At 64.1% G+C, this 24,997-nt stretch carries 20 protein-coding genes and 1 other RNA gene; 15 read left to right on the top strand and 6 right to left on the bottom strand.

The genetic code is table 11. The features are described from left to right. Positions 1 to 120 precede the first annotated feature (120 nt). From BM193_RS22810 to BM193_RS28875, 5 genes are all read left to right on the top strand, one after another. Positions 121 to 615, top strand: coding sequence for a type IV pilin protein (locus BM193_RS22810; protein ID WP_368087095.1), 495 nt, complete (start codon positions 121 to 123; stop codon positions 613 to 615). Then, positions 612 to 1,301, top strand: a complete 690-nt coding sequence (locus BM193_RS22805) for a GspH/FimT family pseudopilin (RefSeq protein ID WP_368087291.1) — start codon at positions 612 to 614, stop codon at positions 1,299 to 1,301. Before BM193_RS22810 ends, BM193_RS22805 begins: the two co-directional genes overlap by 4 nt. Positions 1,302 to 1,343: 42 nt before the next feature. Next, positions 1,344 to 2,444 carry a bifunctional diaminohydroxyphosphoribosylaminopyrimidine deaminase/5-amino-6-(5-phosphoribosylamino)uracil reductase RibD gene (gene ribD / locus BM193_RS22800; RefSeq protein ID WP_092800602.1) on the top strand — a complete coding sequence of 367 codons (1,101 nt, stop codon included), beginning with the start codon at positions 1,344 to 1,346 and terminating at the stop codon, positions 2,442 to 2,444. Between the two features lie 63 nt (positions 2,445 to 2,507). Then, positions 2,508 to 3,140 carry a riboflavin synthase gene (locus BM193_RS22795; protein ID WP_092800605.1) on the top strand — a complete coding sequence of 211 codons (633 nt, stop codon included), beginning with the start codon at positions 2,508 to 2,510 and terminating at the stop codon, positions 3,138 to 3,140. Between the two features lie 159 nt (positions 3,141 to 3,299). Next, positions 3,300 to 4,964, top strand: a complete 1,665-nt coding sequence (locus BM193_RS28875) for a hypothetical protein (protein ID WP_092832517.1) — start codon at positions 3,300 to 3,302, stop codon at positions 4,962 to 4,964. Here BM193_RS28875 and BM193_RS22785 read toward each other — a convergent pair. Further along, the gene (locus tag BM193_RS22785; RefSeq protein ID WP_092800608.1) at positions 4,961 to 5,386 is read right to left on the bottom strand and encodes an OsmC family protein; all 426 of its coding nucleotides are present in this window, start codon (positions 5,384 to 5,386) and stop codon (positions 4,961 to 4,963) included. The genes BM193_RS28875 and BM193_RS22785 overlap by 4 nt on opposite strands. Before the next feature lie 336 nt (positions 5,387 to 5,722). On the opposite strand from BM193_RS22785, the gene ribBA reads away from it, so the two are divergent. The 3 genes from ribBA (at position 5,723) to nusB (ending at position 8,162) form a co-directional block, all read left to right on the top strand. Further along, positions 5,723 to 6,844: a bifunctional 3,4-dihydroxy-2-butanone-4-phosphate synthase/GTP cyclohydrolase II gene (gene ribBA, locus BM193_RS22780; protein ID WP_092801153.1), complete on the top strand. Its 1,122-nt coding sequence runs from the start codon at positions 5,723 to 5,725 to the stop codon at positions 6,842 to 6,844. A 173-nt stretch (positions 6,845 to 7,017) separates the two neighbouring features. Next, on the top strand, positions 7,018 to 7,500 hold the full coding sequence (ribH, locus tag BM193_RS22775; RefSeq protein WP_070219579.1) for a 6,7-dimethyl-8-ribityllumazine synthase: 483 nt from the start codon (positions 7,018 to 7,020) through the stop codon (positions 7,498 to 7,500). 191 nt (positions 7,501 to 7,691) lie between these two features. Continuing rightward, complete coding sequence (gene nusB / locus BM193_RS22770; RefSeq protein WP_092800611.1) at positions 7,692 to 8,162, top strand: transcription antitermination factor NusB; 471 nt, start codon at positions 7,692 to 7,694, stop codon at positions 8,160 to 8,162. 153 nt (positions 8,163 to 8,315) lie between these two features. Here the strand turns inward: nusB and BM193_RS22765 are convergent, their stop codons facing one another. Further along, positions 8,316 to 9,236 (bottom strand): lytic transglycosylase domain-containing protein, encoded by a 921-nt coding sequence (locus tag BM193_RS22765; RefSeq protein ID WP_175533391.1) that lies wholly within the window; start codon positions 9,234 to 9,236, stop codon positions 8,316 to 8,318. A 477-nt stretch (positions 9,237 to 9,713) separates the two neighbouring features. Here BM193_RS22765 and ubiD point away from each other — a divergent pair, with 477 nt between their 5' ends. The 7 genes from ubiD to BM193_RS22730 all read left to right on the top strand — a co-directional run bounded on the left by ubiD (position 9,714) and on the right by BM193_RS22730 (position 17,453). Beyond that, the gene (gene ubiD / locus BM193_RS22760) at positions 9,714 to 11,198 is read left to right on the top strand and encodes a 4-hydroxy-3-polyprenylbenzoate decarboxylase (protein WP_092800618.1); all 1,485 of its coding nucleotides are present in this window, start codon (positions 9,714 to 9,716) and stop codon (positions 11,196 to 11,198) included. Positions 11,199 to 11,346: 148 nt separating this feature from the next. Next, positions 11,347 to 11,445: signal recognition particle sRNA small type (gene ffs, locus BM193_RS22755), an RNA gene on the top strand. Between the two features lie 238 nt (positions 11,446 to 11,683). Continuing rightward, complete coding sequence (gene dnaX / locus BM193_RS22750) at positions 11,684 to 14,005, top strand: DNA polymerase III subunit gamma/tau (RefSeq protein WP_092800621.1); 2,322 nt, start codon at positions 11,684 to 11,686, stop codon at positions 14,003 to 14,005. Positions 14,006 to 14,045: 40 nt separating this feature from the next. Next, positions 14,046 to 14,372 (top strand): YbaB/EbfC family nucleoid-associated protein, encoded by a 327-nt coding sequence (locus tag BM193_RS22745; protein WP_034759121.1) that lies wholly within the window; start codon positions 14,046 to 14,048, stop codon positions 14,370 to 14,372. A 47-nt stretch (positions 14,373 to 14,419) separates the two neighbouring features. Next, on the top strand, positions 14,420 to 15,010 hold the full coding sequence (recR, locus tag BM193_RS22740) for a recombination mediator RecR (RefSeq protein WP_092800624.1): 591 nt from the start codon (positions 14,420 to 14,422) through the stop codon (positions 15,008 to 15,010). A gap of 3 nt (positions 15,011 to 15,013) precedes the next feature. Then, complete coding sequence (locus BM193_RS22735; RefSeq protein WP_092800628.1) at positions 15,014 to 16,231, top strand: CaiB/BaiF CoA transferase family protein; 1,218 nt, start codon at positions 15,014 to 15,016, stop codon at positions 16,229 to 16,231. Positions 16,232 to 16,319: 88 nt separating this feature from the next. After that, a complete protein-coding gene (locus BM193_RS22730; protein ID WP_092800631.1) occupies positions 16,320 to 17,453 on the top strand; it encodes an esterase-like activity of phytase family protein in 1,134 nt (377 codons plus the stop codon). On the opposite strand, the gene BM193_RS22725 is transcribed toward BM193_RS22730, so the two are convergent. From BM193_RS22725 to BM193_RS22710, 4 genes are all read right to left on the bottom strand, one after another. Then, positions 17,422 to 19,581: a putative bifunctional diguanylate cyclase/phosphodiesterase gene (locus BM193_RS22725; RefSeq protein ID WP_092800634.1), complete on the bottom strand. Its 2,160-nt coding sequence runs from the start codon at positions 19,579 to 19,581 to the stop codon at positions 17,422 to 17,424. The genes BM193_RS22730 and BM193_RS22725 overlap by 32 nt on opposite strands. 1 nt (position 19,582) lies before the next feature. Further along, positions 19,583 to 22,441: a response regulator gene (locus BM193_RS22720; protein WP_092800637.1), complete on the bottom strand. Its 2,859-nt coding sequence runs from the start codon at positions 22,439 to 22,441 to the stop codon at positions 19,583 to 19,585. A gap of 282 nt (positions 22,442 to 22,723) precedes the next feature. Next, positions 22,724 to 22,924 carry a YbdD/YjiX family protein gene (locus BM193_RS22715; protein WP_010396213.1) on the bottom strand — a complete coding sequence of 67 codons (201 nt, stop codon included), beginning with the start codon at positions 22,922 to 22,924 and terminating at the stop codon, positions 22,724 to 22,726. After that, the gene (locus tag BM193_RS22710; RefSeq protein WP_092800640.1) at positions 22,924 to 24,984 is read right to left on the bottom strand and encodes a carbon starvation CstA family protein; all 2,061 of its coding nucleotides are present in this window, start codon (positions 24,982 to 24,984) and stop codon (positions 22,924 to 22,926) included. Before BM193_RS22710 ends, BM193_RS22715 begins: the two co-directional genes overlap by 1 nt. Between the last annotated feature and the right edge of the window lie 13 nt (positions 24,985 to 24,997).

The raw sequence follows: 24,997 nt of genomic DNA, 5'->3' as shown, positions 1-24,997 counted from the left end.
GAGATGGGAGCGGGCATGGAAATGGCAGCAAGGCGCAGCGGGACCGCCGTATGTCAAGGTCGTGCCAGCCTGCGCTCAGGCCAGCGGAGCCAGCACGGCATCAGTCGACGGCAGCTTGCCTTGCCATCGTCGCTGGCGCGCAAGGTGCAGGGCAGTATGCTGCGCGCGGGCTTCAGCCTGATCGAACTGCTGGCCGCGCTGGTGATCGTGGGCGTGTTGCTGGCGCTGGTCATGCCCGCGTATCAAGGCCATGTCGTGCGGGCCAAGCGGGTGCAGGGGCAAGCGGCACTGCTGCGTCTGATGCAGCAAGAGGAGCGCTATTACACGCAAAACAACCAGTATCTGGCGTTTTCATCGGCCTCGCCTACTTTGCTGGCGCAGCAATTTCCGTGGTGGTCCGGCGACGGCCCTGCCAGTAGCGCGGCCGGCAGCGCCTATGAAATCGAGGCGCTCGCCTGTGCGGAATCGACGCTGGCACAGTGCGTGCTGCTGCGCGCCACGCCGGGCACCGCCAAGGTGGATGCGCAGTTTCACGATGCCGCGTGCGGCACCTTGTCCTTGAGCAGCACGGGCCAGCGCGGCAGCAGCGGGCCAGCCAGCCACTGCTGGCCATGATGGCTGGACTTGGCCATGATCCTCATGACAGCGATGGCTGCTGCCACTGCCATGATTGGACCGGCCCGCTCTGGAAGCGTGCATGGCGCCGGCCTGCGCGCGGTCATGGCGGCGGCGCGCAGGCACGCCGGCGGCCATGCCGTACCGGCCATACCCTGCTGGAACTGCTGGCCGTCTTGTCGATCGCGGCGCTGCTGATGGCGGCGGCCTTGCCCAGCCTGCAGCAGGTGCTGGCCCGTCAACAGGTGCGCGCGGCGGCCACGGACCTGTTTTCCGCCATCGAGTTGACGCGGGCGCAGGCGATGGCGCGGGGCCAGCGCGTGCTGTTGATGCCGGCCGGGCCCGGTGGCATGGACTGGCGCACGGGCTGGCTGGCCTTCATCGACCGCAATGTCAACCTGGTTTTCGATGGCGACGACGAACTGCTGTTCCGGCAGGGCCCGCTGGCGGCGGGCTTCACTGTGCAGTTCGCCTTTTCCTCCGCCACGCCCCCCTTGTATATCGCCTACAATGGCGCGGGACGCAGTTGCAGTGCCACCAACAGTCTGGCGGCACGCTGGGGTACCTTGTCGCTGATATTGGGGAAACAGCGGCGGCATATTAAAATCAATATGCTGGGCAGGGTGCGCGTGTGCGACCCGCAGCAGCAGGCGGCCAATTGCAGCGGCGTGGCCGACAGTTCCTGACAAGATTCACTCATTCTTTACCTCTTTCAAGCAAAGTAGCCCGTGGAAATACTCAACGATATCGATGGCATGCGCCTGGCACTGGAATGGGCGGCGCGCGGTTTGTATACGACCTCGCCGAATCCCCGCATCGGCTGCGTGATCGTCAAGGATGGCCAGGTGATCGGCGCCGGCGTGACGCAGGCGGCGGGACAGGATCATGCCGAGGTGCAAGCGCTGGCCAATGCGGCGGCGCGCGGCAATGACGTGCGCGGCGCCACGGCCTATGTCACCCTGGAGCCGTGCAACCACCATGGCCGCACGCCGCCGTGCTCGGATGCGCTGGTGCGCGCCGGCCTCGGGCGTGTCGTGGCCGCCATGACGGACCCCAACCCCTTGGTGGCGGGGCAGGGACTGGCCAAGCTGGAGGCGGCCGGCATCGCCGTCACCACGGGCGTGCTGGCGGACGAGGCCCATGAAATGAATATCGGCTTTTTCTCGCGCATGCAGCGTGGCAAGCCGTGGGTGCGCATGAAAACGGCGGCCAGCCTCGATGGCATGACCGCCTTGCACAATGGCCAGAGCCAATGGATCACGGGGCCGCAAGCGCGCGCCGACGGCCATGCCTGGCGCGCGCGCGCCTGCGCCATCCTGACGGGCATCGGCACCGTCAAGGCGGACGATCCGCAATTGAACGTGCGGGCCGTCGATACGCCGCGCCAGCCCCGGCGCATCGTCATCGACAGCCGGCTCGACATCAGCCTTGACGCGCGCATCCTTGCCGGCGGCGGCACGTGGATCGTGGCGGCCGTCGCCCATCCCGAAAAGGAGGCGCAGCTGCGCGCCCTGGGCGCGGAAATCATCATGCTGCCGAACGCGGCCGGCAAGGTCGACCTGGCCGCGCTGATGCTGGAACTGGGGCGCCGGCAAATCAATGAAGTCCATGTCGAGGCCGGTTCCAAGCTGAACGGTTCGCTGATCCGCGAAGGCTGCGTCGACGAATTGCTGCTGTACCTGGCGCCCACCTTGCTGGGCGACGCGCAAGGCATGTTTGCCTTGCCCGCCTTGACGGACCTGAAGCAGCAACGGACCCTGCAATTTCACCAGGTTCAGCAAGTGGGCGAAGATTTGCGTATCCTTGCAAGGTTCACCCAGCGCAACTAATCGCAACTAATCGCAACGCATACGCAACGCATACATTCATTCATTTTTTATAGGTATAGCTCCATGTTTACAGGAATTGTTGCCGCCATTGGCAAGATTGAAACCGTCCAACCGCTTGAAGGCGGCCTCGACGCAGGCGTGCGCCTGACCATCCACGCGGGCGGCTTGCCGCTGGCCGACGTGGCCCTGGGCGACTCGATCGCCATCAATGGCGCCTGCATGACCGTGGTGGAAAAGTCGGAGACGGGCTTTGCCGTCGACGTCTCGCGCGAAAGTCTCAATTGCACCGTGGGCCTCGATACCACCACGGAAGTGAACCTGGAAAAAGCCCTGACCCTGGCCGAGCGCCTGGGCGGCCACCTGGTGTCCGGCCACGTCGACGGCCTGGGCATCGTGCGCAAGTTCGAAGCCGTGGGCGAGTCGTGGGAACTGGTCATCGAAGCGCCGCATGCGCTGGCGAAATACCTGGCGTTCAAAGGTTCCGTCGTCGTCAACGGCGTGTCCCTGACCGTCAACCGCGTGGAAGACCTCGGTGACGGCGCCATCAATGGCTGCCGTTTCTCGATCAACCTGATTCCGCACACGATTGCCATGACGACGTTGAAACATTTGACGGTCGACGGCAAGGTGAACCTGGAGATCGACCTGATCGCGCGCTATGTCGAGCGCATGTTGTCCCTGGATAAAAAAGCGTAAGCAGCCGGCCCCTGCATGCAAGGTGCAGGGGCCGCCAGCCCAGGCCAGCCCAGGCCAGCCTTGGCCGGTTCTGGCCTGGCGCTGCAAGCTGGCGCCAAGCGTGTGTTGCTTTTCCCGCAGGCGCGCATACTATGAAGCTTTCCGCAGTGAAGGATTGCCATGGACCCGATTTCGCGCGCCACCCTGCCTAATATCATCCCGGCCACGCCACGTGTGGGCGAAACGGCCCCGCTGGCGCCAGCTGCGGCTGTGCCCGCCCCCGGCGCGGCGGCCGTCAATGCCATCCTCGCTTCCACCCAGGTCGATATTTCGCCGTTGGGCCAGTTTCTCTCTGGCGTGGCCTTGTCGCGCCGGCAATTGCTGGCCTTGCAGGGCGCCACGGAGCAGGCCGGCGCGGCGACTACCCCCGTGAATGTCAACGATGACTTGCTGGCGCTGGCGCGGCAGCTGACGGAATCGTTTGCGCAGCTGCAAACGAGCGGCATCGACGCGAGCCAACTGGCGACGGCCGGCGATACGCCGGGCAGCCTGGCGCAGCGCTACGACTTGCTGTCGGGCGACGGCACGACGGATGCGGCAGCGGCGCTGGCGCAAGACGGCAAGCTGCTCACGCAGGCGGGCCTGGCGCGCATCGGCATCGACTTGCGCAATGAAGACGTGGATGCGGCCACCTTGCAGGCGGCCTATGCGGCCGACCGTACGGCCACGCTGGATGCCTTGCAGCAGGGGACGGACGTGCTGGCGCAAGTGGGCGCCGTGCTGGCCCAGCGGCAAGGCGCCCCCGTCGCCTCCGTCGTGGAAGCCGATCTGAACGGAGAAAGCGTGGCGGCCAGCGCCGTTGCCGCGGGGCCGGCGGCGTCGACCGCAACGCCAGCGAATGCGTCGGCTCAAGCGCCACTCGATGCATTGGGGCAGCGGCAGCTGGAAGTGCGGCAACAGATGGAAACGGAAGAGCTGAGCCAGGACTTGCAGGAGGTGCGCCAGGCGGCGCAAGATGCCGCCGGACAGCCGCCCGCGACAGCCGCCCGCGACCCGCTGGACCAGGCAAGCGCCTTGCAAACCCAGCAAACCCAGCAAGCCCAGCAAGCCCAGCAAGCCCAGCAAGCCCAGCAAACCCAGCAGGCCCAGCAAGCCCAGCAAGCCCAGCAAGCCCAGCAATCCCAGCAAGCCCAGCAAGCCCAGCAAGCCCAGCAAAGCAATGCCGAGTTGCTGCGGCAGCAGGCGCTGCAGGCCGATAGCGGCCAGGACCGGCTGCCGGCGCAGCGCACCGACAGTGTGCGCATCGACGCCCAGCGCGTCGATACCGAGCGTATCGACGGTGATCTCCAGGCCCGACAGCAAGATACGGCGCGCGTGGAGGATCTGCGCCAGGAACAATTGCGGCAAGCGCAGTTGCAGCAGTCACAGCTGCAGGAGCAGGCGCAAGTGGCGGCCGACGAGGCGGCGCGGGCGCAGCTGGCCGCCAGTGATGCGCAACTGGCCGCGCAGGCGGCTGCCGAGCGCACGCAGTCGCTGGCGCGCACGGAGCAGTTGCAAGCCGATCAGGGTCTGGCGGCGACGGCGCAGTCCCAGCTGGCACAGCAAAATGCGCAGGCGCAAGCACTGGCCGCGCAAAACGCGGGCATGGCCGTGCCGCCACCGTCATCGCAAGACCCGTCCGTGGCGGCGGCCATCGCCGCGTATAACCTGAATAATGCGGCCTTGAACCCGGGCTTGATGAACCGGCAATTGTCCGCCAGCGACGTGCAGAAGCCGCTGGTGACGCCGGTCGCCCCCGTGGAGCCCGTCAAGCCCGTGAACAAGATCCAGGGCGGAGGAGTTTAGGACAGCAGTGTGGCATCCAGGGTAATGTTGGCTTTTAGTAATTTCGACACGGGGCAGCCCGCCTTGGCCTTGCCCGTCAACTCCGCGAATTTGGCCTGGTCGGCGCCGGGTATCCTGGCTTTCAGGATCAGATGGACGGCCGTGATGGCAAAGCCGTCGTCGACCTTGTCCAGGGTCACTTCCGCCGTGGTCTCCATCTTTTCCGCCGTCAGGCCCGCTTCGCCGAGGATCAGCGACAGGGCCATGGTGAAGCAGCCCGCGTGGGCCGCGCCGATCAGCTCCTCGGGATTGGTGCCCGGCTTGCCTTCGAAACGGCTGGCAAAGCCGTAGGGGTAGTCCTGCAAGGCGCCGCTGCGGGTGCTGATGGCGCCCTTGCCATCCTTGATGCCGCCTGACCAGATGGCCGATCCGTTGGTTTTCATGCTGCCGCTCCTGTGTGGGGATAATGCGAAACATAAGAAAGCGCCCGCTGCGGCGGGATCCGCGGGGTGCGCGCGATAGTCAGCGTGCTGACCCGGTGATCTTATGCTCTTCGCAACGCTGGCGGCGCGCGTTTTGCCGTCGCCGTTTGCGCTGGATCGGGGAATCGGCACTTTTCAAGGCTGCCAGGGCAGGTACTGCCATTCTCGCCGTTGTCAGACTGTCTTATTTCAGGTCTGCAAGCGCTAAATCCTTTAAAATAGCAGGTTATATGTAAATTCCCGGAAATGCCGCGGAAGATACACAGCAGCTTTTTCAGTTTCATTAAAGGATCAATGATGTCTATTTCAAGCACCGAAGAGATCGTCGCTGAGTTGCGCGCCGGCCGCATGGTGATACTGGTCGATGAAGAAGACCGGGAAAATGAAGGCGATCTGGTGCTTGCCGCCGATTTCGTCACGCCTGAAGCCATCAATTTCATGATCACGCATGCGCGTGGCCTGGTCTGCCTGACCCTGACGGAAGAGCGTTGCGACGAGTTGAACCTGTCGATGATGACCTCGCGCAACGGTACCGCCTATGGCACCAATTTCACCGTGTCCATCGAAGCGGCTGAAGGCGTGACCACGGGCATTTCCGCCGCCGACCGCGCCAAGACCATCCAGGTGGCCGTGGCCAAGGGCACGCAGCCCAGCGATATCGTCCAGCCTGGCCATATCTTCCCGCTGAAAGCGCAAAAGGGCGGCGTGCTGATGCGCGCAGGCCATACGGAAGCCGGCTGCGACCTGACGGCCATGGCCGGCCTGACGCCCGCCTCCGTGATTTGCGAAATCATGAAGGACGACGGCACCATGGCGCGCCTGCCGGACTTGCTGGTATTTGCCGAACAACATGGCCTGAAAATCGGCACCATTGCCGACCTGATCCATTACCGCAGCCAGACGGAATCGCTGGTCGAGCGCGTTGCCGAGCGTACCCTGCACACGGCGCACGGCGAATTCCGCCTGATCGCCTTCCGCGACAAGCCCAGCGCGTCGGCCCACCTGGCCCTCGTGCACGGCGACCTGGCCCCTGGCTTGGAAGCGCTGGTGCGCGTGCACCAGCCCGTTTCCCTGCTGGACGTGCTGGAAAGCGAAGCGACCACCCACTCGTGGACGGTGGCTGCCTCGATGGCCGCCATCAAGCAGGCCGAGCGGGGCGTGATGGTCTTGCTGAACTGCGGCGAGACCTCGAGCGAGCTGTTTGCCCAGTTCGCCGCGCTCGATACGCCGCAAGCCAAGCCGAAAGGCCGCGCCGCCAGCATGGATTTGCGCAGCTACGGCATCGGCGCGCAGATCCTGCGCGACCTGGGCGTGAGCAAGATGCAATTGCTGGCCAGCCCCCGCAAGATGCCGTCGATGGTCGGTTTCGACCTGGAAGTCACGGGTTTTCAGTGCCACCCAGGCCAGACGCCTGGCTAAATCTACTGCGCGGCGCGATTTGCGGCCTGCGATGCTCACTGTACCTTCGTACAGTTGCGCTTCTCGGCCACAAATCACTGCCGCTCGCTATGATTTTGTCAGGCGTCGATGTGAGAGTAAATGATGGCGGCATGTGCATGTCGCCCTGAACCACCAGATTAAAGAGGCATATGATGACCGTAGGAACCTATGAAACCAATTTTGCCGGCGAAGGTTTGCGCGTCGGTATCGTCCAGGCACGATTCAATGAAATCGTCGGTGGTGGCTTGCTGTCGGCATGCCTGGAAGAGTTGAGCAAGCTGGGCGTGGCCGATGAAGATATCCTGCACGTGACCGTGCCGGGCGCCCTGGAAATCCCACTGATTCTGCAAAAAATGGCGGAAACCGAGCAATTCGACGCCCTGATCGCACTGGGCGCCGTGATTCGCGGTGAAACCTACCACTTCGAGCTGGTATCGAACGAATCGGGCGCGGGCATCACGCGCGTCGGTCTCGATTACGGCATCCCCATCGCCAACGCAGTGTTGACGACGGAAAACGACGAGCAGGCGGAAGTGCGCATGCTGGTCAAGGGAGCCGAAGCGGCACGCGTGGCAGTGGAAATGGCTAATCTGGCGCAAGCGCTAGAAGAGTTGCAAGAATCCGAGGAGGACTAGCCGTGTAGTGAACGTCCGATAAAACGCCCATAGCTGCGTTGCGAGCCCTCGCCGTACATTCGGGCTCGCGCCTTGCTCTGAGCATTTTCTCGAACGTTCTGACACGCGGTTGGCTGCGGCGCGTTGAAAAGCGCGCCGTGCTGTCTCGCCGGAATTTGTAGTGAACACGTACTTAAGAACAGGTAACAATCATGACTGAGAAAAATTTGCTCGCCAACCCCAGCAAAAACCGCACGCCGCGTCACCGCGCGCGCGAGTTTGCGCTGCAGGGCTTGTACCAGTGGCTGCTGAACAATGAAGATGCGACCACCGTGGTGAACAATATTCGCGCCGCGCACGGTTTCGACAAGGCCGATGGCGATCATTTCACCGTGCTGCTGTACGGCGCCATCAAGGATTCGCTGGCGCTGCGCGACAGCATGGCACCCTTGATCGACCGCAATATCGCAGAACTGTCGCCCATCGAACACGGCATCCTGCTGATCGGCGCATTCGAGCTGAAGAACAACATGGAAATCCCGTACCGCGTCGTCATCAACGAAGCGGTCGAGCTGGCCAAGTCGTTTGGCGGCATCGACGGCCACAAGTATGTGAATGGCGTGCTTGACAAGCTGGCAGTGAAATTCCGCGAGGAAGAAGTCAACGCCGGCAAGCGCAAGTAATTAGCAGGAGATCCTGCGGCTGATGCTGCAGGGCAAAGTAGTAGGAAATCCTGCGGCTGATGCCGCAGGGCAAAGAAAAAGCCACCGCACGCAAGTGCCGGTGGCTTTTTCTTTGGATGCCCCTGCAAGGGCTTTTAAAGGGGTGCAGGGGGATCAGAGGCCCGCGATCTCGTTATGCGGTGCGATCTTGATGGTAATGTTGCCGCTTTCCGCTGCAGGCGCCTTGACTGGCGCCGGCGTGTTCGATGCCATCACCGGCGTGCTGGTCGGCACGCGCTGGCCGGCCGACACTTGCTTCAGGCGCCGGTATTCGGCCAGCACGCGCGAGCCGTAGCCCGAGTCGGTGGCGAAGTTGGCGGCGCCCACATAGGTTTTCAGGCCCGCTTCGACGGAACCGCCACGCGTCACATAGTCTTTCAGGATCAAGGAGCCGACACGGATGTTGGCCACCGGATTCAAGGCCGCTTGCACGCCGCCCATTTCCTGGAAGCGCTCGTGGTGGATCTTCGACATGACCTGCATCAGGCCTTGCGCGCCGACCGGGCTTTCCGCGAACGGATTCAGGCCCGATTCGATGGCCATCACGGCCAGGATCAGCAGCGGGTCCAGCTTGATTTCACGTGCCGTCAGGTAAGCCGTCGAGACCAGCATATTGGTCGCGTCATTGGCCACGCGGTAGCGCTTGGAGAGCCAGTCGGTCACCCATTGCTGCTGCTTCTTTGTGCCCAGCAAGGCTTTTTCTTCCTTGGTCAGCGGTGCCTCGTTGACGGCGGCCGTCTGCACGGAAGCAGGTGCTTCCATCAGTGCCGACAGGGCCGGTGCCTCGACGGCCTGCGCCTCTGCCATCGGCAGCGGGAACAGGCTGTGCGTCAGTTGCTTGCCCAGTTCAGGGCGGAACATCAGCAAGGCAATCAGTGCCAGGGCGGAAATGCCAAACACGGTCAGAGTATGTTGCGCCGTGGTTAATACGCCACGAGCTGAAATGGCTTGTGCGCGGGCGCGCAAACGCGCCAACGCTGGCTGGCCAGCCACGGTTGAAGCAGGCAAGGCTGCTTCGGTGCTACGATGAGTCATAGAGTTCCCCGAAATGTCGCGTCAACAGGCAGCCCCTCCGCGGTCTCGCGGTGTCGTGGGTACTGCCAATGCCGTGCATCAGAAATATCATCGTTTCCGCCGCGTATGGATGCGTGCGAGAAACGCCGTCATTGCTTGCTTGAGCTGATCGGTCCACATTGGTATTGGATCAGTCGCAATACAACTTTTACCGGGGGTAAGGCAGACGCCTTTTGAAAACACTCCTTAAAATGTCATGTGGAGCCCCGACTCCGTGAATGAGAGAGAGACGCTAAAATCAAGCCTTGGGCCGGCGTCCTCTTTCAAGTTGGGCGAATTGTAGAAGCCGTTTTATATCAAGTCAATACTAACGAATCGATTCTTTATTACTTTTATGTCTTACTTTTTGACTTGCATTGTGCCAAAAGCCAATAAAATCAATTACTTGGCATAGATCCTTCAGCAACGGCGTCCGACGTCAAAAAAAATTAAAAACACATGAAATATTCAGATTTGCGAGATTTTATTTCTCAACTGCAACAAATGGGTGAACTTAAGCCCATTTCGACGCCTGTTTCACCATATTTGGAGATGACGGAGGTGTGCGACCGCACCTTGCGCGCGGGCGGACCGGCCTTGCTGTTCAACAATCCGACGGGTCATGCGATGCCGGTGCTGGGCAATCTGTTCGGCACCACGCGCCGCGTGGCGCTGGGCATGGGCGCGGAAGACGTCAGCGAGCTGCGCAAGATCGGCCATGTGCTGGCGCGTCTGAAGGAACCGGAACCGCCGAAGGATTTCAAGGATCTGCTGGGCCTTGGTTCCTTGGTGAAATCCGTGTGGGACATGTCGCCGAAGGAATTGCGCGGCGCCAAGTGCCAGGAAATCGTCTGGGAAGGCAATGACGTCGACCTGGCGCGCCTGCCCATCCAGCATTGCTGGCCCGGCGACGTCGCCCCCCTGATCACCTGGGGCCTGGTGATCACCAAGGGACCGAACAAGAAGCGGCAAAACCTGGGCATCTACCGCCAGCAGGTGCTGGGGCGCAACAAGGTCATCATGCGCTGGCTGGCCCATCGTGGCGGGGCGCTGGACTTCCGCGAGCACGCGATCCAGAGCAAGGGCAAGCCGTATCCGATCGCCGTCGCGCTGGGCGCCGATCCCGCTACTATATTAGGCGCCGTCACGCCGGTGCCGGACAGCCTGTCCGAATACCAGTTCGCCGGCTTGCTGCGCGGCAGCCGCACGGAGCTGGTGAAAGCCATCGGCAGTGAACTGCGCGTGCCCGCATCGGCCGAGATCGTGCTCGAAGGGCATATCTACCCGGACGAAAACCATCCGAGCGGCTACGAGCACGCGCTGGAAGGGCCGTATGGCGACCACACGGGCTACTATAATGAGCAGGACAGTTTCCCGGTCTTCACCATCGACCGCATCACCATGCGCCGCGACCCGATCTACCACTCCACGTATACAGGCAAACCGCCGGACGAGCCGGCCGTGCTGGGCCTGGCCCTGAACGAGGTGTTCGTGCCGCTGCTGCAAAAGCAGTTCAGCGAAATCACGGATTTCTATCTGCCGCCCGAAGGCTGCAGCTACCGCATGGCCGTGGTGCAGATCAAGAAGCAGTACGCGGGCCACGCCAAGCGCGTGATGTTCGGCGTGTGGAGCTTCCTGCGCCAGTTCATGTATACCAAGTTCATCGTCGTCGTCGACGAAGACGTGAATATCCGCGACTGGAAAGAGGTCATCTGGGCCATCACCACGCGCGTCGACCCCATCCGCGACACCACCCTGGTCGACAACACGCCGATCGACTACCTGGACTTCGCCTCGCCCGTTAGCGGCCTGGGCAGCAAGATGGGCATCGACGCGACGAATAAATGGCCGGGCGAAACGACGCGCGAGTGGGGCACGACGATCGCCATGACGCCGGAAGTGAAGGCCAAGGTGGATGGCATCTGGCAGGAGCTGGGCTTGTAAGGCCAACCCAAGAGCAGGGCTTGTAGGGCGGCTGGGGTCAGACCCTCAACACCGCTAACACAAAGGTCATTGCCAACGCGACCGGGGGTCTGACCCCGGATTTCAGCTTGCTTTCCCAATCCGCGCCAAGTCGGTTATAATTGTCCCCGGCGGGCCCCTGCGCATCGTGGCATGGCTAACCTGGTCAGGTCGGGAACGAAGCAGCCACGGCTATTAACCATGAGTGCCGCAGATCAGGCTCGCCTCCTTCGGGAATGTTTTATCAGGATCAACAATCAAGCTGCCATGGGCAGCTTTTTTGCTTTTACGGCGCCATTTTTTTGTGACGCCGCAGCATTGCCGGGCTTGCCGTGTTTTCCATATTTCCACCTGGCCATGTTATACAATTGCTGCTTTGCCGCGTTTGCCATATTGGAATGGCCCGGCCATGAGGCTTGCGCCCGCCGCGCAGGATCACCCGCAAAATCGCATGGTAAAATCTCAGCATGTCCTATCAAGTCCTCGCCCGTAAATACCGCCCCAAGAATTTCGAGACGCTCGTCGGCCAGGAGCACGTCGTGCGCGCGCTCACGCATGCCTTGCACAGCGGCCGATTGCATCACGCCTACCTGTTCACGGGCACGCGCGGCGTCGGCAAGACGACCCTGTCGCGCATCCTGGCCAAATCGCTCAATTGCATCGGCCTTGACGGCACGGGCGGCATCACGGCGCAGCCGTGCGGCCAGTGCGAAGCGTGCACGGCCATCGATGCGGGACGCTTTGTCGACTATATAGAGATGGATGCGGCGTCGAACCGCGGCGTCGATGAAATGGCGCAACTGCTGGAACAGGCGGTCTACGCGCCAAGCAATGCGCGCTTCAAGGTCTACATGATCGATGAGGTGCACATGCTGACGAACCACGCGTTCAATGCCATGCTGAAAACGCTGGAAGAGCCGCCCGAGCACGTCAAGTTCATCCTGGCCACGACGGACCCGCAAAAGATTCCCGTCACCGTGCTGTCGCGCTGCCTGCAGTTCAACCTCAAGCAGATGCCGCCCGGCCACATCATCAGCCATTTGGACAATATCCTGGGGCAGGAGGGCATCGCCTTCGAACAGCCGGCCTTGCGCCTGCTGGCCCAGGGCGCCCACGGCTCCATGCGCGATGCGCTGTCGCTGACGGACCAGGCCATCGCGTACGCGGCCGGCGAAGTCACGCTCGACGCCGTGCAAGGCATGCTGGGCGCGCTCGATCAGTCCTACCTGGTGCGCCTGCTCGACGCGCTGGCGCAGCAGGATGGCGCCGATCTGCTGGCCGTGGCCGACGAGATGGCCTCGCGCAGCCTGTCCTACAACGGCGCCCTGCAAGACTTGGGCACCTTGCTGCACCGCATTGCGCTGGCGCAAACCGTGCCGGCCGCCTTGCCGCAGGACTTGCCCGAATATGCGGACATCGTGCGTTTGGCCGGCGCGTTCGACGCGGAAGAAGTGCAGCTGTTTTATCAGATCGCCGTGCATGGCCGCAATGAACTGGGCCTGGCGCCCGACGAATACGCGGGCTTTACCATGACCTTGCTGCGCATGCTGGCCTTTCGGCCCGGCATAGGCGGCGCCGACGGCGTGCCGGCCGCGGCACCGGCGGCTGCGCCTGGCAACCGTCCCGCCGCTGTCGCCGCCGCGCGCGCCGCCGCTGGCGCCTCCGCACCGGCCGCCCGCGCCGCGACAAACAGCGTGGCCAGCCATGCCGCCGTGACCCCGCCTGCCGTGGTGGCCGCCGCGGCCGCCAGCATGGCCCGCAGCGAAGCGCCGCCGCCGCGCGCGGCCGCGCCGGCACCGGCACCCGCACCTGTGACAGCCCCGGCGCCAGCGGCGCCGCCGCCCGCCGCGCCGGTTCCCGCGGCTGCGGCTGCCCCGGCAGCATCGGGCGCCCCCATCAGTTCCGCGCGCGCCGCCATCAATGCGGCGCTGGAAGCGGCCCGCGCCGCCTCGAAAGGCCGTCCTGGCAGTGCGCCGTCGGCGCCGTCCTCCGCGCCGAAGCCGGCCGCCGCCCCTGCGCCGGCGGCGGAACCTGTCGCCGCGGCGGCGCCGGCCGCGCCCGTTCAGGCCGCTCCGCCAGCAGCGCCCGCCGCCGCCAAAGCACCGGCGCCGTGGGACGATGCGCCCCCTGTCGCCGTCATGGACGCTCCCGCAGCGGCGCCGGCCCAGCCGGTCCGCCAGGCGCCGCCGCAGCAAGCGCCAGCCGACGACGACCTGCCGCCCTGGGTCACGGAATTTTCCGACGACAGCGCCTCCGTCGCCGTCTCGGCGCCCGCCAGCGGGCCCGCCGAGCAGCCCGCCGTCATCATGCCGCAGCGTGCCGCCAAGCAAGCCGCACCCAGCGGGCCGTACGTGATCACGCCCGTGCCCGGCCTGGACTGGGACGGCAACTGGCCCGCCGTGGCCGCCGTGCTGCCCTTGCGCGGCGTGGCCCAGCAGCTGGCCGTGCAGGCCGAGCTGATCGAATGTCTGCATGACGGCCACAGCACCACGTTCCGCCTGCGCGTGCCCATCGACACGTGGCGCAGTCCCGCCAACGTGGAAAAACTGGCCGCCGCCCTGAGCGAACGCTTCGGCCGCAAGGTGAATGTCGACACGGAACTGGGCGCCGTCTGGTACACGGCCAGCGCGGAAGCGCAGGCGCACCGCGAGGCGTGCCAGCTTGCGGCCGAAGAAACCATCGCCAGCGATCCCTTCGTGCTCGACATGAAGCGGGCATTCGACGCTTTTGTCGTGCCGGGAACGATTACCCCTGCACCGGCCGGCTCCGCCGCGCCGACCCTGCATTGATGATTAACACACTCACAAACTGAATTAACGGAGCATTCTTATGATGAAAAATCAACTGGCTGGCCTGATGAAGCAGGCGCAAGCAATGCAAGACAACATGAAAAAGGCCCAGGAACAACTGGCGCTGGTGGAAGTGGAAGGCCAGTCCGGCGCCGGCCTCGTGAAAATCGTCATGACCTGCAAGAACGACGTCAAGCGCGTTTCCATCGACCCGTCCTTGCTGGCCGACGACAAGGACATGCTGGAAGACCTGGTGGCCGCCGCCTTCAACGACGCCGTGCGCAAGGCGGAAGCGACGTCCGCGGAAAAAATGGCAGGCTTGACCGGCGGCATGAACTTGCCAGCTGGCTTCAAAATGCCATTCTGATGCACAGCCGCATGCGCCCGATCGATGGCACGGGACAGGGTTGATCCATGTCCAAGTCGCTTGAATTCTTGACCGAGGCGCTGCGGCGCCTGCCTGGCGTCGGCCCCAAGTCGGCGCAGCGGATGGCGTTTCATTTGTTGCAGCACGATAGGGAAGGCGCGGCCATGCTGTCGCGCGCCCTGTTCCAGGCCGTCGATGCCGTGCATCACTGCGGCCTGTGCAACACCTTTACCGAACATGAAGTGTGCGAGACCTGTCTCGATGACGAGCGCGACAAGCGCTTGCTATGCGTGGTGGAAACGCCCGCCGACCAGCTGATGATCGAGCAGACGCTCACCTACAAGGGCCTGTATTTTGTCCTCATGGGACGGCTCTCTCCGCTGGACGGCATCGGCCCGAAAGATATCCACCTCGAAAAATTGCTGAACCGCGCCAACGATGGCGTGGTCGGTGAAGTGGTGCTGGCCACCAATTTCACGAATGAAGGCGAAGCGACGGCCCACTACATCAGCGAAATGCTGAAGGCGCGGGGCTTGCGCGTGAGCCGCCTGGCCCGCGGCGTGCCCGTGGGGGGCGAACTGGAATACGTCGATGCGGGCACCATCGCCCGCGCGATGCTCGACCGCAGGGCAACTTAAATCATGCAAGAAAAAACGTCGGCTGGTCCTTTGGCGGGCATCAAAGTCCTGGAACTGGGCACCCTGATCGCGGGGCCGTTCTGCGCCCGCATGCTGGCCGAGTTCGGCGCCGACGTGATCAAGATCGAGTCGCCCGACGGTGGCGACCCCATCCGTACTTGGCGCGTGCTGAAGGATGGCACCTCGCTGTGGTGGTCGGTGCAGGCGCGCAACAAGAAAAGTCTGACCTTGAACCTGAAGGCGCCCGAGGGCCGCGCCATCGCCCGCCAGCTGGCGCTGGAAGCGGACATCATCATCGAGAATTACCGTCCCGGCGTGCTGGAAAAGTGGGACCTGGGCTACGAACAACTGAAGAAGGACAAGCCTTCGCTCATCATGGTGCGCCTGTCCGGCTTTGGCCAGACGGGGCCGATGAAGGATTTGCCCGGTTTCGGCGCCATCGGCGAATCGATGGGCGGCTTGCGCTACGTGTCCGGCTTTGCCGACCGCCCGCCCGTGCGCGTGGGCGTGTCGATCGGCGACTCGGTGGCGGCCCTGCACGGCGTGATCGGCGCCATGATGGCGCTGCGCCACCGCGATGTGACGGGTGGGCGCGAGCACGGGGAAGGGCAGATGGTCGACGTGGCCCTGTACGAATCCGTGTTCAACCTGATGGAGTCGCTGGTGCCCGAGTACGACCAGGCGGGCGTGGTGCGCGAGCGCACGGGCGGCTCGCTGCCCGGCATCGTGCCCTCGAATACCTACACGACGGGCGATGGCGAAAACATCGTCATCGCCGGCAATGGCGACGCCATCTTCAAGCGCCTGATGCTGGCCATGGGCCGCATCGACATGGCGGGCGACCCGCAGCTGGCGCGCAACGACGGCAGGGTGGCGCGCACGCAGGAGATCGACGACGCCATCGGCGCCTGGTGCGCCACGCACACCATCGATAGCGCGCTGGCCGTGCTGAAGGCGGCCGACGTGCCCGCCGGAAAAATTTATTCCGTGCGCGACATGCTGGTCGATCCGCAATTCCTTGCCCGCGAGATGTTCGAACAGCACCATTTCGCCGATGGCACGCCCGTCAAATTACCCGCCATCAGCCCGAAACTATCGGCCACGCCGGGCAAGACGCAGTGGCTGGGGCCGACGCTGGGCCAGCACAACGACGAGGTGCTGGCATCGCTGGGCTATGATGCGGCCGCCATCGCGCGGCTCAAGGCCGGTGGCGTGGTGTAATCCGCTCTTAACCCACAGAACTAAAGCTGGGGTCAGACCCGGCGGGTCTGACCCCGGAATTTTCTTCCCGACTTATTTGATACCGATCATGTCTCCATTGTTCCGCACCGCGCTTGCCCTGGCGTCCGCCGCTGTTCTTCTCTCCGCCTGCGCCAGCATCCCCCGCGAGGAGTCGATTGCCGGCCTGCGCCTGATCGGCGAACAGCGCATCGCGCTCAAATACGCGTTCGAGGGCACCACGGTGGGCGGCTTGTCCGGCATCGACTACGATGCGGCCAGCCATAGCTGGGTGATGGAAAGCGATGACCGCTCGGAAATCAATCCGGCCCGCTTCTACCGCGCCACGCTCAGCTATGACAGCGCTGCATTCTCCGGCGTGACCCTGAACAGCGTGCATTTCTTCACCCAGCCTGATGGCAGCCGCTATCCGAACCTGGCCCATGCAAAACTGGAGCGGGGCGACCAGGTGGCCGACATCGAGACCATCCGCGTCGATCCGCAGGATGGCAGCCTGTGGTATGGCAGCGAAGGCAACCGCAAGGTGGGCTTGCACCCGTTCGTGCGCCATGCCGACCGCGATGGAAAATATCTCGCGACCTTGCCGACGCCCGCCATGTTCAAGGTGTCGCAGGCGGAAATCGGCTCGCGCAACAACATGAGTTTTGAAGGCTTGTCCTTCGCGTCGGACGGCAAGAGCCTGTGGCTGGGCATGGAAGCGGCCCTGTACCAGGATGGCCCGCTGGCTACGCCCGAGCACGGCTCCGTGGTGCGCATCACGCGCCTGGACCGCGCCGGCACCGTGCTGGGCCAGTATGCCTATCCGCTTGACGCGGTGGCCTCGCGGCCCGCCCCGGGGCGCGAGGCGGACAATGGCGTGTCGGAAATCCTTGCCGTCAACGACCATCAGGTGCTGGTGGTGGAGCGCGCCGGCGTGGAAAACGCGGACGGCATCTACACGAATCACGTGCGCGTGTACGAGATGGAGACGCAGGGCGCTACGGATATCGCGTCCATCCCGGCGCTGGCGGGCGCGGCCTACGTGCCGGCGCGCAAGCGCCTGCTGCTGGACCTGGAAAGGATCGGCCTGGCCAGGGTCGACAATATCGAAGGCATCAGCTGGGGCCCGCGCCTGGCGAATGGCCGCCGCAGCCTGGTGATGATTTCCGACGATAATTTCAACGCACAGCAAGTCACGCAAATCCTTGCCTTCGAAGTGCTCTAGCTTCCAGGCTGGCCACTTGGCCCGCCTGTTTGACGAGCATGGCCGTGATCGTGTCGTGCGGCGACGGGTGGCCCAAGAAGTATCCCTGGACCATGTCGCAGCCGTATTCTTCCAGCATCAGCAACTGCTCGTCCGTTTCCACGCCCTCGGCCACCACCACCATCTTCAGCCCATGCGCCATGGCGATGATGGCGCGCGTGATGGCCGCGTTTTCCGCATCCTGCGGCAAGCCGGCGATAAAGCTCTTGTCGATTTTCAAGGCCCGCACGTCGAAGCGCTTTAAATAATTCATCGATGAGTATCCCGTGCCGAAGTCGTCGATGGACAGGTAGACGCCGATGCCGCGCAATTGCTCCAACGTCACCATGGTGGCGCGCGCGTCGTCCATCAGGGTGCCCTCCGTCAACTCCAGCTCCAGCAGGCGCGCATCGAGGCCCGTGTCGGCCAGCGCCGAGAGCACGATCTGCATCAGGTTTTCATCCTTGAATTGCTTGGCCGACAGGTTCACGGCCATGCGGATGGCCCGCCCGCCATCGCTTTGCCACGCCTTGGCCTGGTTGCAGGCCGTGCGCAGCACCCATTCGCCGATCGGCACGATGAGTCCCGTCTCTTCGGCCAGCGGGATGAATTCCGTGGGCGAAATGATGCCCCGCTCGGGATGGCGCCAGCGCACCAGCGCTTCCACGCCGACGATCTGCGTGCTGGGCACGTCGATCTGCGGCTGGTACAGCAGATACAGCTCATTGTTTTGCAAGGCTTTCCGCAAGCCCACTTCCATTTTGACGTGGCTCATGATTTCCATCGTCAGCGAAGAGCTGTACAGCTTGGCGTTGTTCTTGCCGCAGTTCTTCGCGTGGTACATGGCAGTGTCCGCATATTTCAACAGCGAATTGCAATCCTCGCCATCTTCCGGGTACAGCGAGATGCCGATGCTGGCCGTGACGAAAATCTCGTGCGCCTCGATCATGAACGGCCGGCGCATGGCTTCCTTGACCCGGTGCGCCACGTTCAGCGCGTCCTCCACCCGCTCCAGGTCGGGGATCAGGATCGTGAATTCATCGCCGCCCAGGCGCGCCAGGTTGCTGCCGCCGGAGGTGGGTTCAAACTCGTGCCCGGCGCGCAGCACCAGGTCGCTGGGGCGGATGGTTTCGCGCAGGCGCTCGGACACCACCTTGAGCAGGTGGTCGCCCACGTCGTGGCCCAGGGTGTCGTTGATGCGCTTGAAGGCGTCGAGGTCCATGAACAGCACGGCGAACTTCTTGTCGTGTTCCTTCGAGCGCACCAGCTCGCGCTCCAGGGTTTCCAGGAACGCTTGCCGGTTCGGGATGCCCGTCAGGCTGTCGCAGTAGGCGAGGCGGCGGATCTGTTCTTCCGTGCGCTTGCGCTCGCTGATGTCGCGCACCAGGCCCAGCACCTCGTCGGCCCCCGTCGCCACCAGCCGCGCCTCGAAGTGGCGCGTGCTGTCGGCATGCGTCAGCGTGTAGTCGACCGAGCCGATGTGCTGCGTGGCGAGCACGGCGTGCGCCTGGTCCAGCAGGCGCGCGGCGATCTCGGGCGGCAGCACGTCGCGGATGTGGCTGCCCACGCAATTGTCGATGGAAAAGCCGGCGCTGGCGTCGTGGCCCTGTTCGTAGTCGAGATAAAAGCCGTCGCGGTTGAGGCGGAAGAAGGTGTCGGGAATGGCGGCCAGCACGGCGCGGTTGTGTGCGTCGGCGATGCGCAGGCGGGCGATGGCGTCGCTGGCGCGCAGCACGTACAGCACGCGGTGTCCGAGGATGGGCCAGTTGATGGGCTTGGAAATGAAATCGGTGGCGCCCACCTCGTACGCGCGCGTGACGGCTTCCAGTTCGTCGCCGCCCGTGACCATGATGATGGGCACGGTGCCGCCGACTTCCTGGTGGCGGATTTCGCGGCACACGGCAAAGCCGTCCAGGGCCGGCATGTCGACGTCGAGCATGACCAGGTCCGGGCCGCTGTGCTTGTAGCTGGCCAGCGCCTGCACGCCATCCTCGGCCTCGATCACGTCCAGGCCCACCTGCGTGAGCATCTGCCGCATCAGCAGGCGCATCACGGGATCGTCGTCGGCCACCAGCACCAGGCCGCGTGGGGGAGGGAGGGGCGCTGTCATGTCAGTGTTCCTTCACGAGGATGGCGCTCAGCGATTCGCGCACCGCCAGGAACGCCTGCTGCATTTCCTGCAGCAGGGGCGCGGCGCCTTCCGTGCTGCCGGCGCGGCCGAGTTTTTCCATCTCCTTGCACAGTTGCGCCAGGCCGTCGGCGCCCACGTTGGCGCTGCCCGATTTCAGGCTGTGCGCCACCTTGCGCAGCGCTTCCGCATCGGTGCCGGCGATGGCGTCGCGCATGGCGGCCAGCTGGCGCGGCGTTTCGCCCGTGAAGGCGAGGATCACGCGTTCCAGCAGCGCATCGCCGTCCGTGCCGGACAGGGCGCGGATGTTTTCCAGCGCCTGGCGGTTGAGCGGTAGGCCGGGTGCTTGCTGCGGCGCCTGCTGGGCAGGCGCAGGCTGCTCCGGCATCGGTTTCGCGGCCACTTCCTGCTGCTCGCTGTGGTGCACGGTGGCCGCGCGCGGCAGGGTGATCCAGCGCGCGATGGTATGGCCCAGGTCTTGCTGCGTAAAAGGCTTGCTCAGGTAATCGTCCATGCCGGCCGCCAGGCACGCTTCGCGGTCGCCCTGCAGCGCGTTGGCCGTGATGGCGACGATGGGCAGCACGCGCGCGTGGCCGCAATGCTGTTCGTGGCGGCGGATTTCCGCCGTGGCGGCAAAGCCATCCATCACGGGCATCTGGCAATCCATCAGGATCAGGTCGAAATCCTCGGCCTGCGCCGCCTGCAGCGCCTCTTCGCCATTGCGCGCGCAGACCACGTCCAGGCCCAGGCTGTCGAGCATGGCCAGCGCCACTTCCACGTTGACGGGATTGTCTTCGGCCAGCAGCACGCGGCGGCGCTGGCGCCGGCCCACCTGGCGCGCCGCGTGCGGCGGGTGGATGCGCATGCCTTCGCTGGCGCGCGGCGGCGTGACGATGCAGTCGAACAGGTCGCATTCGCGGGCCGGCTTGATCAGCTGGAAGGCCACGCCCGCCTCGCGCCGCTGGACCGGGTCGGCCGCGCCCTGTTCCGTACTCAGCAATAACAGTTTCAGGTCGGCCAGCAGCGGGTCGCTCTTGATGGTGGCGGCCAGGGCCAGGCCGCTGGTGCGCGGCAATTCCATGTCGAGCAGGGCCACGGCATACGGCGTGCCCGCCCGGGCGGCCGCGCGCAGGCGGTCGAGGCAGTCGCCTGCCGTGTCGGCGCTGTCGCTGACGATGTGCCAGCTGGCCAGCTGCCGCTCCAGCACGGCGCGCGTGGCGGGGGTGTGATCGACGATCAAGGCGCGTAATCCTCGCGTGGTTTTCAGATTGAAGGACGGGTCGTCGCTGTCGACCCTCCGCTTATCGAAATTTACTTCGAACCAGAAGATGGAGCCTTGCGTTAAAGCATTGTCGACGCCGATAGTTCCGCCCATCAACTCCACCAGCTGTTTCGAGATCGTCAGGCCCAGGCCCGTGCCGCCATGCTTGCGCGTGGTCGAGCCGTCCGCCTGCGAGAACGATTCGAAGATGCGGCTCTGCGCTTCGCTGGAGACGCCGATGCCCGTGTCGTGCACCTCGAAGCGCAAGCCCACGCTGGGCGCATCCTCGCCGCACACTTCCACCTTGACCGTCACCTTGCCCGTCTCCGTGAACTTGATGGCATTGCCCAGCAAATTGACGATGATCTGGCGCAGGCGGTTCGGGTCGCCGCAGATGGCGATGGGAATGTCGTTGGCGATATCGAATTCCAGGCAGATATTCTTCGCTTCCGCCTGTGGCGCGAAGACGTGCTCTATATCGTCGAGCAATTCGCGGAAATTGAAGCGGATGTATTCCACGCTCAGCTTGCCCGCCTCGATCTTGGAGAAATCGAGGATGTCGTTGATGATCACCAGCAAGTTCTGCCCCGAGCGCTGCACCATGCTCGTGTAGTGGCGCTGCTGCGGGCTCAAAGGGCTGGCCAGCAGCAATTCCGTCATGCCCAGCACGCCATTCATGGGCGTGCGGATTTCATGGCTCATGGTGGCGAGAAACGCGCTCTTCGCCTGGCTGGCCGCCTCGGCCGCATCCTTGGCCTTCTCCAGCTGCGCCGTGCGCACGCCCACCTGGCGTTCCAGCTGGTCGCGGTAATTGGCCAGGGTGCTGTCGCGGCTGTCAATCTGCGCCAGCATGTCGTTGAAACTGTCGATCAGCACGCCCAGCTCGTCGCTGCGCTGGTGCGCGATGCGGTGGCTGTAGGTCTGGCTGCTGGAGACTTTTTGCGCGGTATCGATCAGCTTGGTGATGGGCTCGGCGATCACGCTCTTGAAGCGCCGCGCCAGGAAGACGGCGACGAGAAAGGACAGCAAGGTGGCGCCGCCGATGGCGCCCACGTGGCGGCCGATGTCGCGCCACATGTGGTTCAGGTCCGCCTCGATCAGCACGACGCCGATGAACTTGGGCACCTTGTCCTGGGTCCAGTAGATGGGACGATAGAGCCGCATGGCGGGCGCCAGCGTGCTGCCCGTCGCTTGCGACTGGCTTTCCGTCGCCAGGTCCGCCAGCAGGGCCGGTTCCAGGTCGGCCAACGGCGCCAGCCCCTGCGCATGTTGCGGCGCCCGGTACTGGGCCAGCAGGCGGCCGCCCGCGTCGAACAGGGCCGCCTGGGCAATCTCGTCGCGCGCGCTCAGGGCGGCCAGCACCTGCTCCGCCTGCACAGGTTTGCCCGCCAGCAAGGGTGCCGCGCCCGCCGCGCCGATGACGCCCGCCAGCGACAGCAATTGCTTGCCTTCATCGTCCTTGTGGCTGAGCACGGACGTCAGGGCGAACGCCACGAACACCAGCAGCAGCGCGCAGCCCGACGACAGCACCGAGATCATGGTCAGTTTCTGGCTGATGCTGGAGCGTTGGAAATTGAACATGGTGGCGGCGCTTCCCCGGTCGACCCGTTGACTGTTTTTTAATTCCTACTGGAAAAATATAGACGCGAAGACACATCACGATGTTGATGTGGGTCTAAGGGAGGAGAGGGGAGGGGAACTAAATAAGGCCGGGGGCGGACCCTGTGGGGACATGTGCCCCAATGGGGCACATGTCGATCCCGCAGGGACTGACCCCAGTATTTGCTGTGGGGGGGTATGAAAACTAACCCCTGAACAGCTGGGGTCAGACCCAAGGGTCTGACCCCGTCGCAGCCGCTGGACTTAGCAGCAGCCGCCGCGCTTGCCGGCCCCGCCGTAACGGGCTTCCTGCCGCTCGCGGAAGAACTCTTCATACGTCATCATCGGCTCGCCGGGATGGGTCACTTCCCGGTGCGCCACGTAGGTGTCGTACTCGGGCAAGCCGCACATGAGGCGCATGCTTTGCCCCAGATACCGTCCCGCCTTGATGATTTCATCGATCATCATTGCACCGTGGGCATGGCCTGGAACGGCGTTTCCTTGGTGCTCGGACGGCTGTCGGCGCGCGCCTTCAAAATCGTGCGGATGCCGAAGAACAGCACGCTGACCACCACCACCACGAAGAAGGCGGCCAGGCCGGCGTCCAGGTAATCGTTGAAGATGATCTGCTGCATCTGCGCCACCGACTTGGCCGGCGCCAGCAGCGTGCCTTCATCCAATGCCGCCGAGTATTTCTTCGCATGCGCGAGGAAACCCACGCGCGGGTTGGCATCGAAAATCTTTTGCCAGCCCGCCGTCAAGGTGCACAGCAGCAGCCAGATCGTCGGCAGGATCGTCACCCACGCGTACTGGCCGCGCTTCATCTTGAACAGCACGCAGGTGCCGAGGATCAGCGCGATGGCGGCCAGCATCTGGTTGGCGATGCCGAACAGCGGCCACAAGGTGTTGATGCCGCCCAGCGGGTCGACCACGCCCTGGTACAGGAAATAGCCCCAGGCCGCCACGCACAGGCCCGTGGCCAGCAGGTTGGCGATGACGTTTTCCGTCTGTTTCAAGCTTGGGACGAAGCTGCCCAGCAAATCCTGCAGCATGAAGCGGCCGGCGCGCGTACCCGCATCGACGGCCGTCAGGATGAACAGCGCTTCGAACAGGATGGCGAAGTGGTACCAGAAGGCCATCATGGCCTTGCCGCCGATCGCGCCGGAGAGGATCTGCGCCATGCCGACGGCCAGGGTCGGGGCGCCGCCGGCGCGCGAGATGATGCTGTGCTCGCCAACGTCCTTGGCCGTTTGCGTCAGCATTTCCGGCGTCACATAGAAGCCCCACTGCGAGATGGCCTGTGCGGCCGATTCCGCCGTGGTGCCGATCAGGGCGGCCGGGCTGTTCATGGCGAAATAGATGCCTGGCTCGATGGTCGAGGCGGCCACCAGGGCCATGATGGCGACAAACGATTCCATCAGCATGGCGCCATAGCCGATGAAGCGGGCGTGGCTTTCGTTTTCTATCATCTTCGGCGTGGTGCCCGAGGAAATCAGGGCGTGGAAGCCGGACACGGCGCCGCAGGCGATGGTGATGAACAGGAAGGGGAACAGATTGCCCGACCAGACGGGGCCGGAGCCGTCGATGAACTTGGTCATGGCCGGCATTTTCAGGTACGGCGCGACGACGATGATGCCGATGGCCAGCCCCAGGATGGTGCCGATCTTGAGGAAAGTGGACAGGTAGTCGCGCGGCGCCAGCAGCAGCCACACGGGCAGGACGGAGGCGATGAAGCCGTAGCCGATCAGCATCCACGTCAGTTCCGTGCCCGTGAACGTGAACATCGGGCCCAGCACGGCGTGTTCCTGCACGTACTGGCCGCCGATGATGGCCAGCATCAGCAGCACGAAGCCGATGATGGAAATTTCGCCGATGCGGCCCACGCGGATGAAGCGCGAGTACACGCCCATGAACAGGGCGATGGGAATCGTCGCCATCACGGTGAAGCTGCCCCATGGCGAACCGGTCAGCGCCTTGACGACGATCAGTGCCAGCACGGCCAGGATGATGACCATGATCATGAAGCAGCCCAGCAGGGCGATCATGCCGGGGATTTCGCCCAGTTCAGCCTTGATCAGGTCGCCCAGGGAGCGGCCGTCGCGGCGCATGGAAATGAACAGCACGATGAAATCCTGCACGGCGCCGGCAAACACCACGCCCGCCAGGATCCACAGCATGCCGGGCAAATAGCCCATCTGCGCGGCCAGCACGGGGCCGACCAGCGGGCCGGCGCCGGCGATCGCCGCGAAATGGTGGCCGAACAGCACATATTTATTCGTCGGCACGTGGTCCAGGCCATCGTTGTGCTGGAAGGCGGGCGTCATGCGGCGCGGGTCCAGGCCCAGCACCTTGTCGGCGATGAACAGGCTGTAGAAGCGGTAGGCGATCAGGTAGACGCAGACGGCGGCGATGACGATCCAGATCGCGCTGATCGGTTCGCCACGTTGCAGGGCGACGACGCCCAGGGAACCGGCGCCGGCCAGCGCAAGCGCTGCCCAACCCAGTTGTTTGAAAATGCGGTTCATGCTTCCTCCAGAG

This window comes from Janthinobacterium sp. 344, assembly GCF_900112025.1.
GTDB lineage: Bacteria > Pseudomonadota > Gammaproteobacteria > Burkholderiales > Burkholderiaceae_D > Janthinobacterium.
This window is presented reverse-complemented; position numbering and strand designations above follow the sequence as displayed.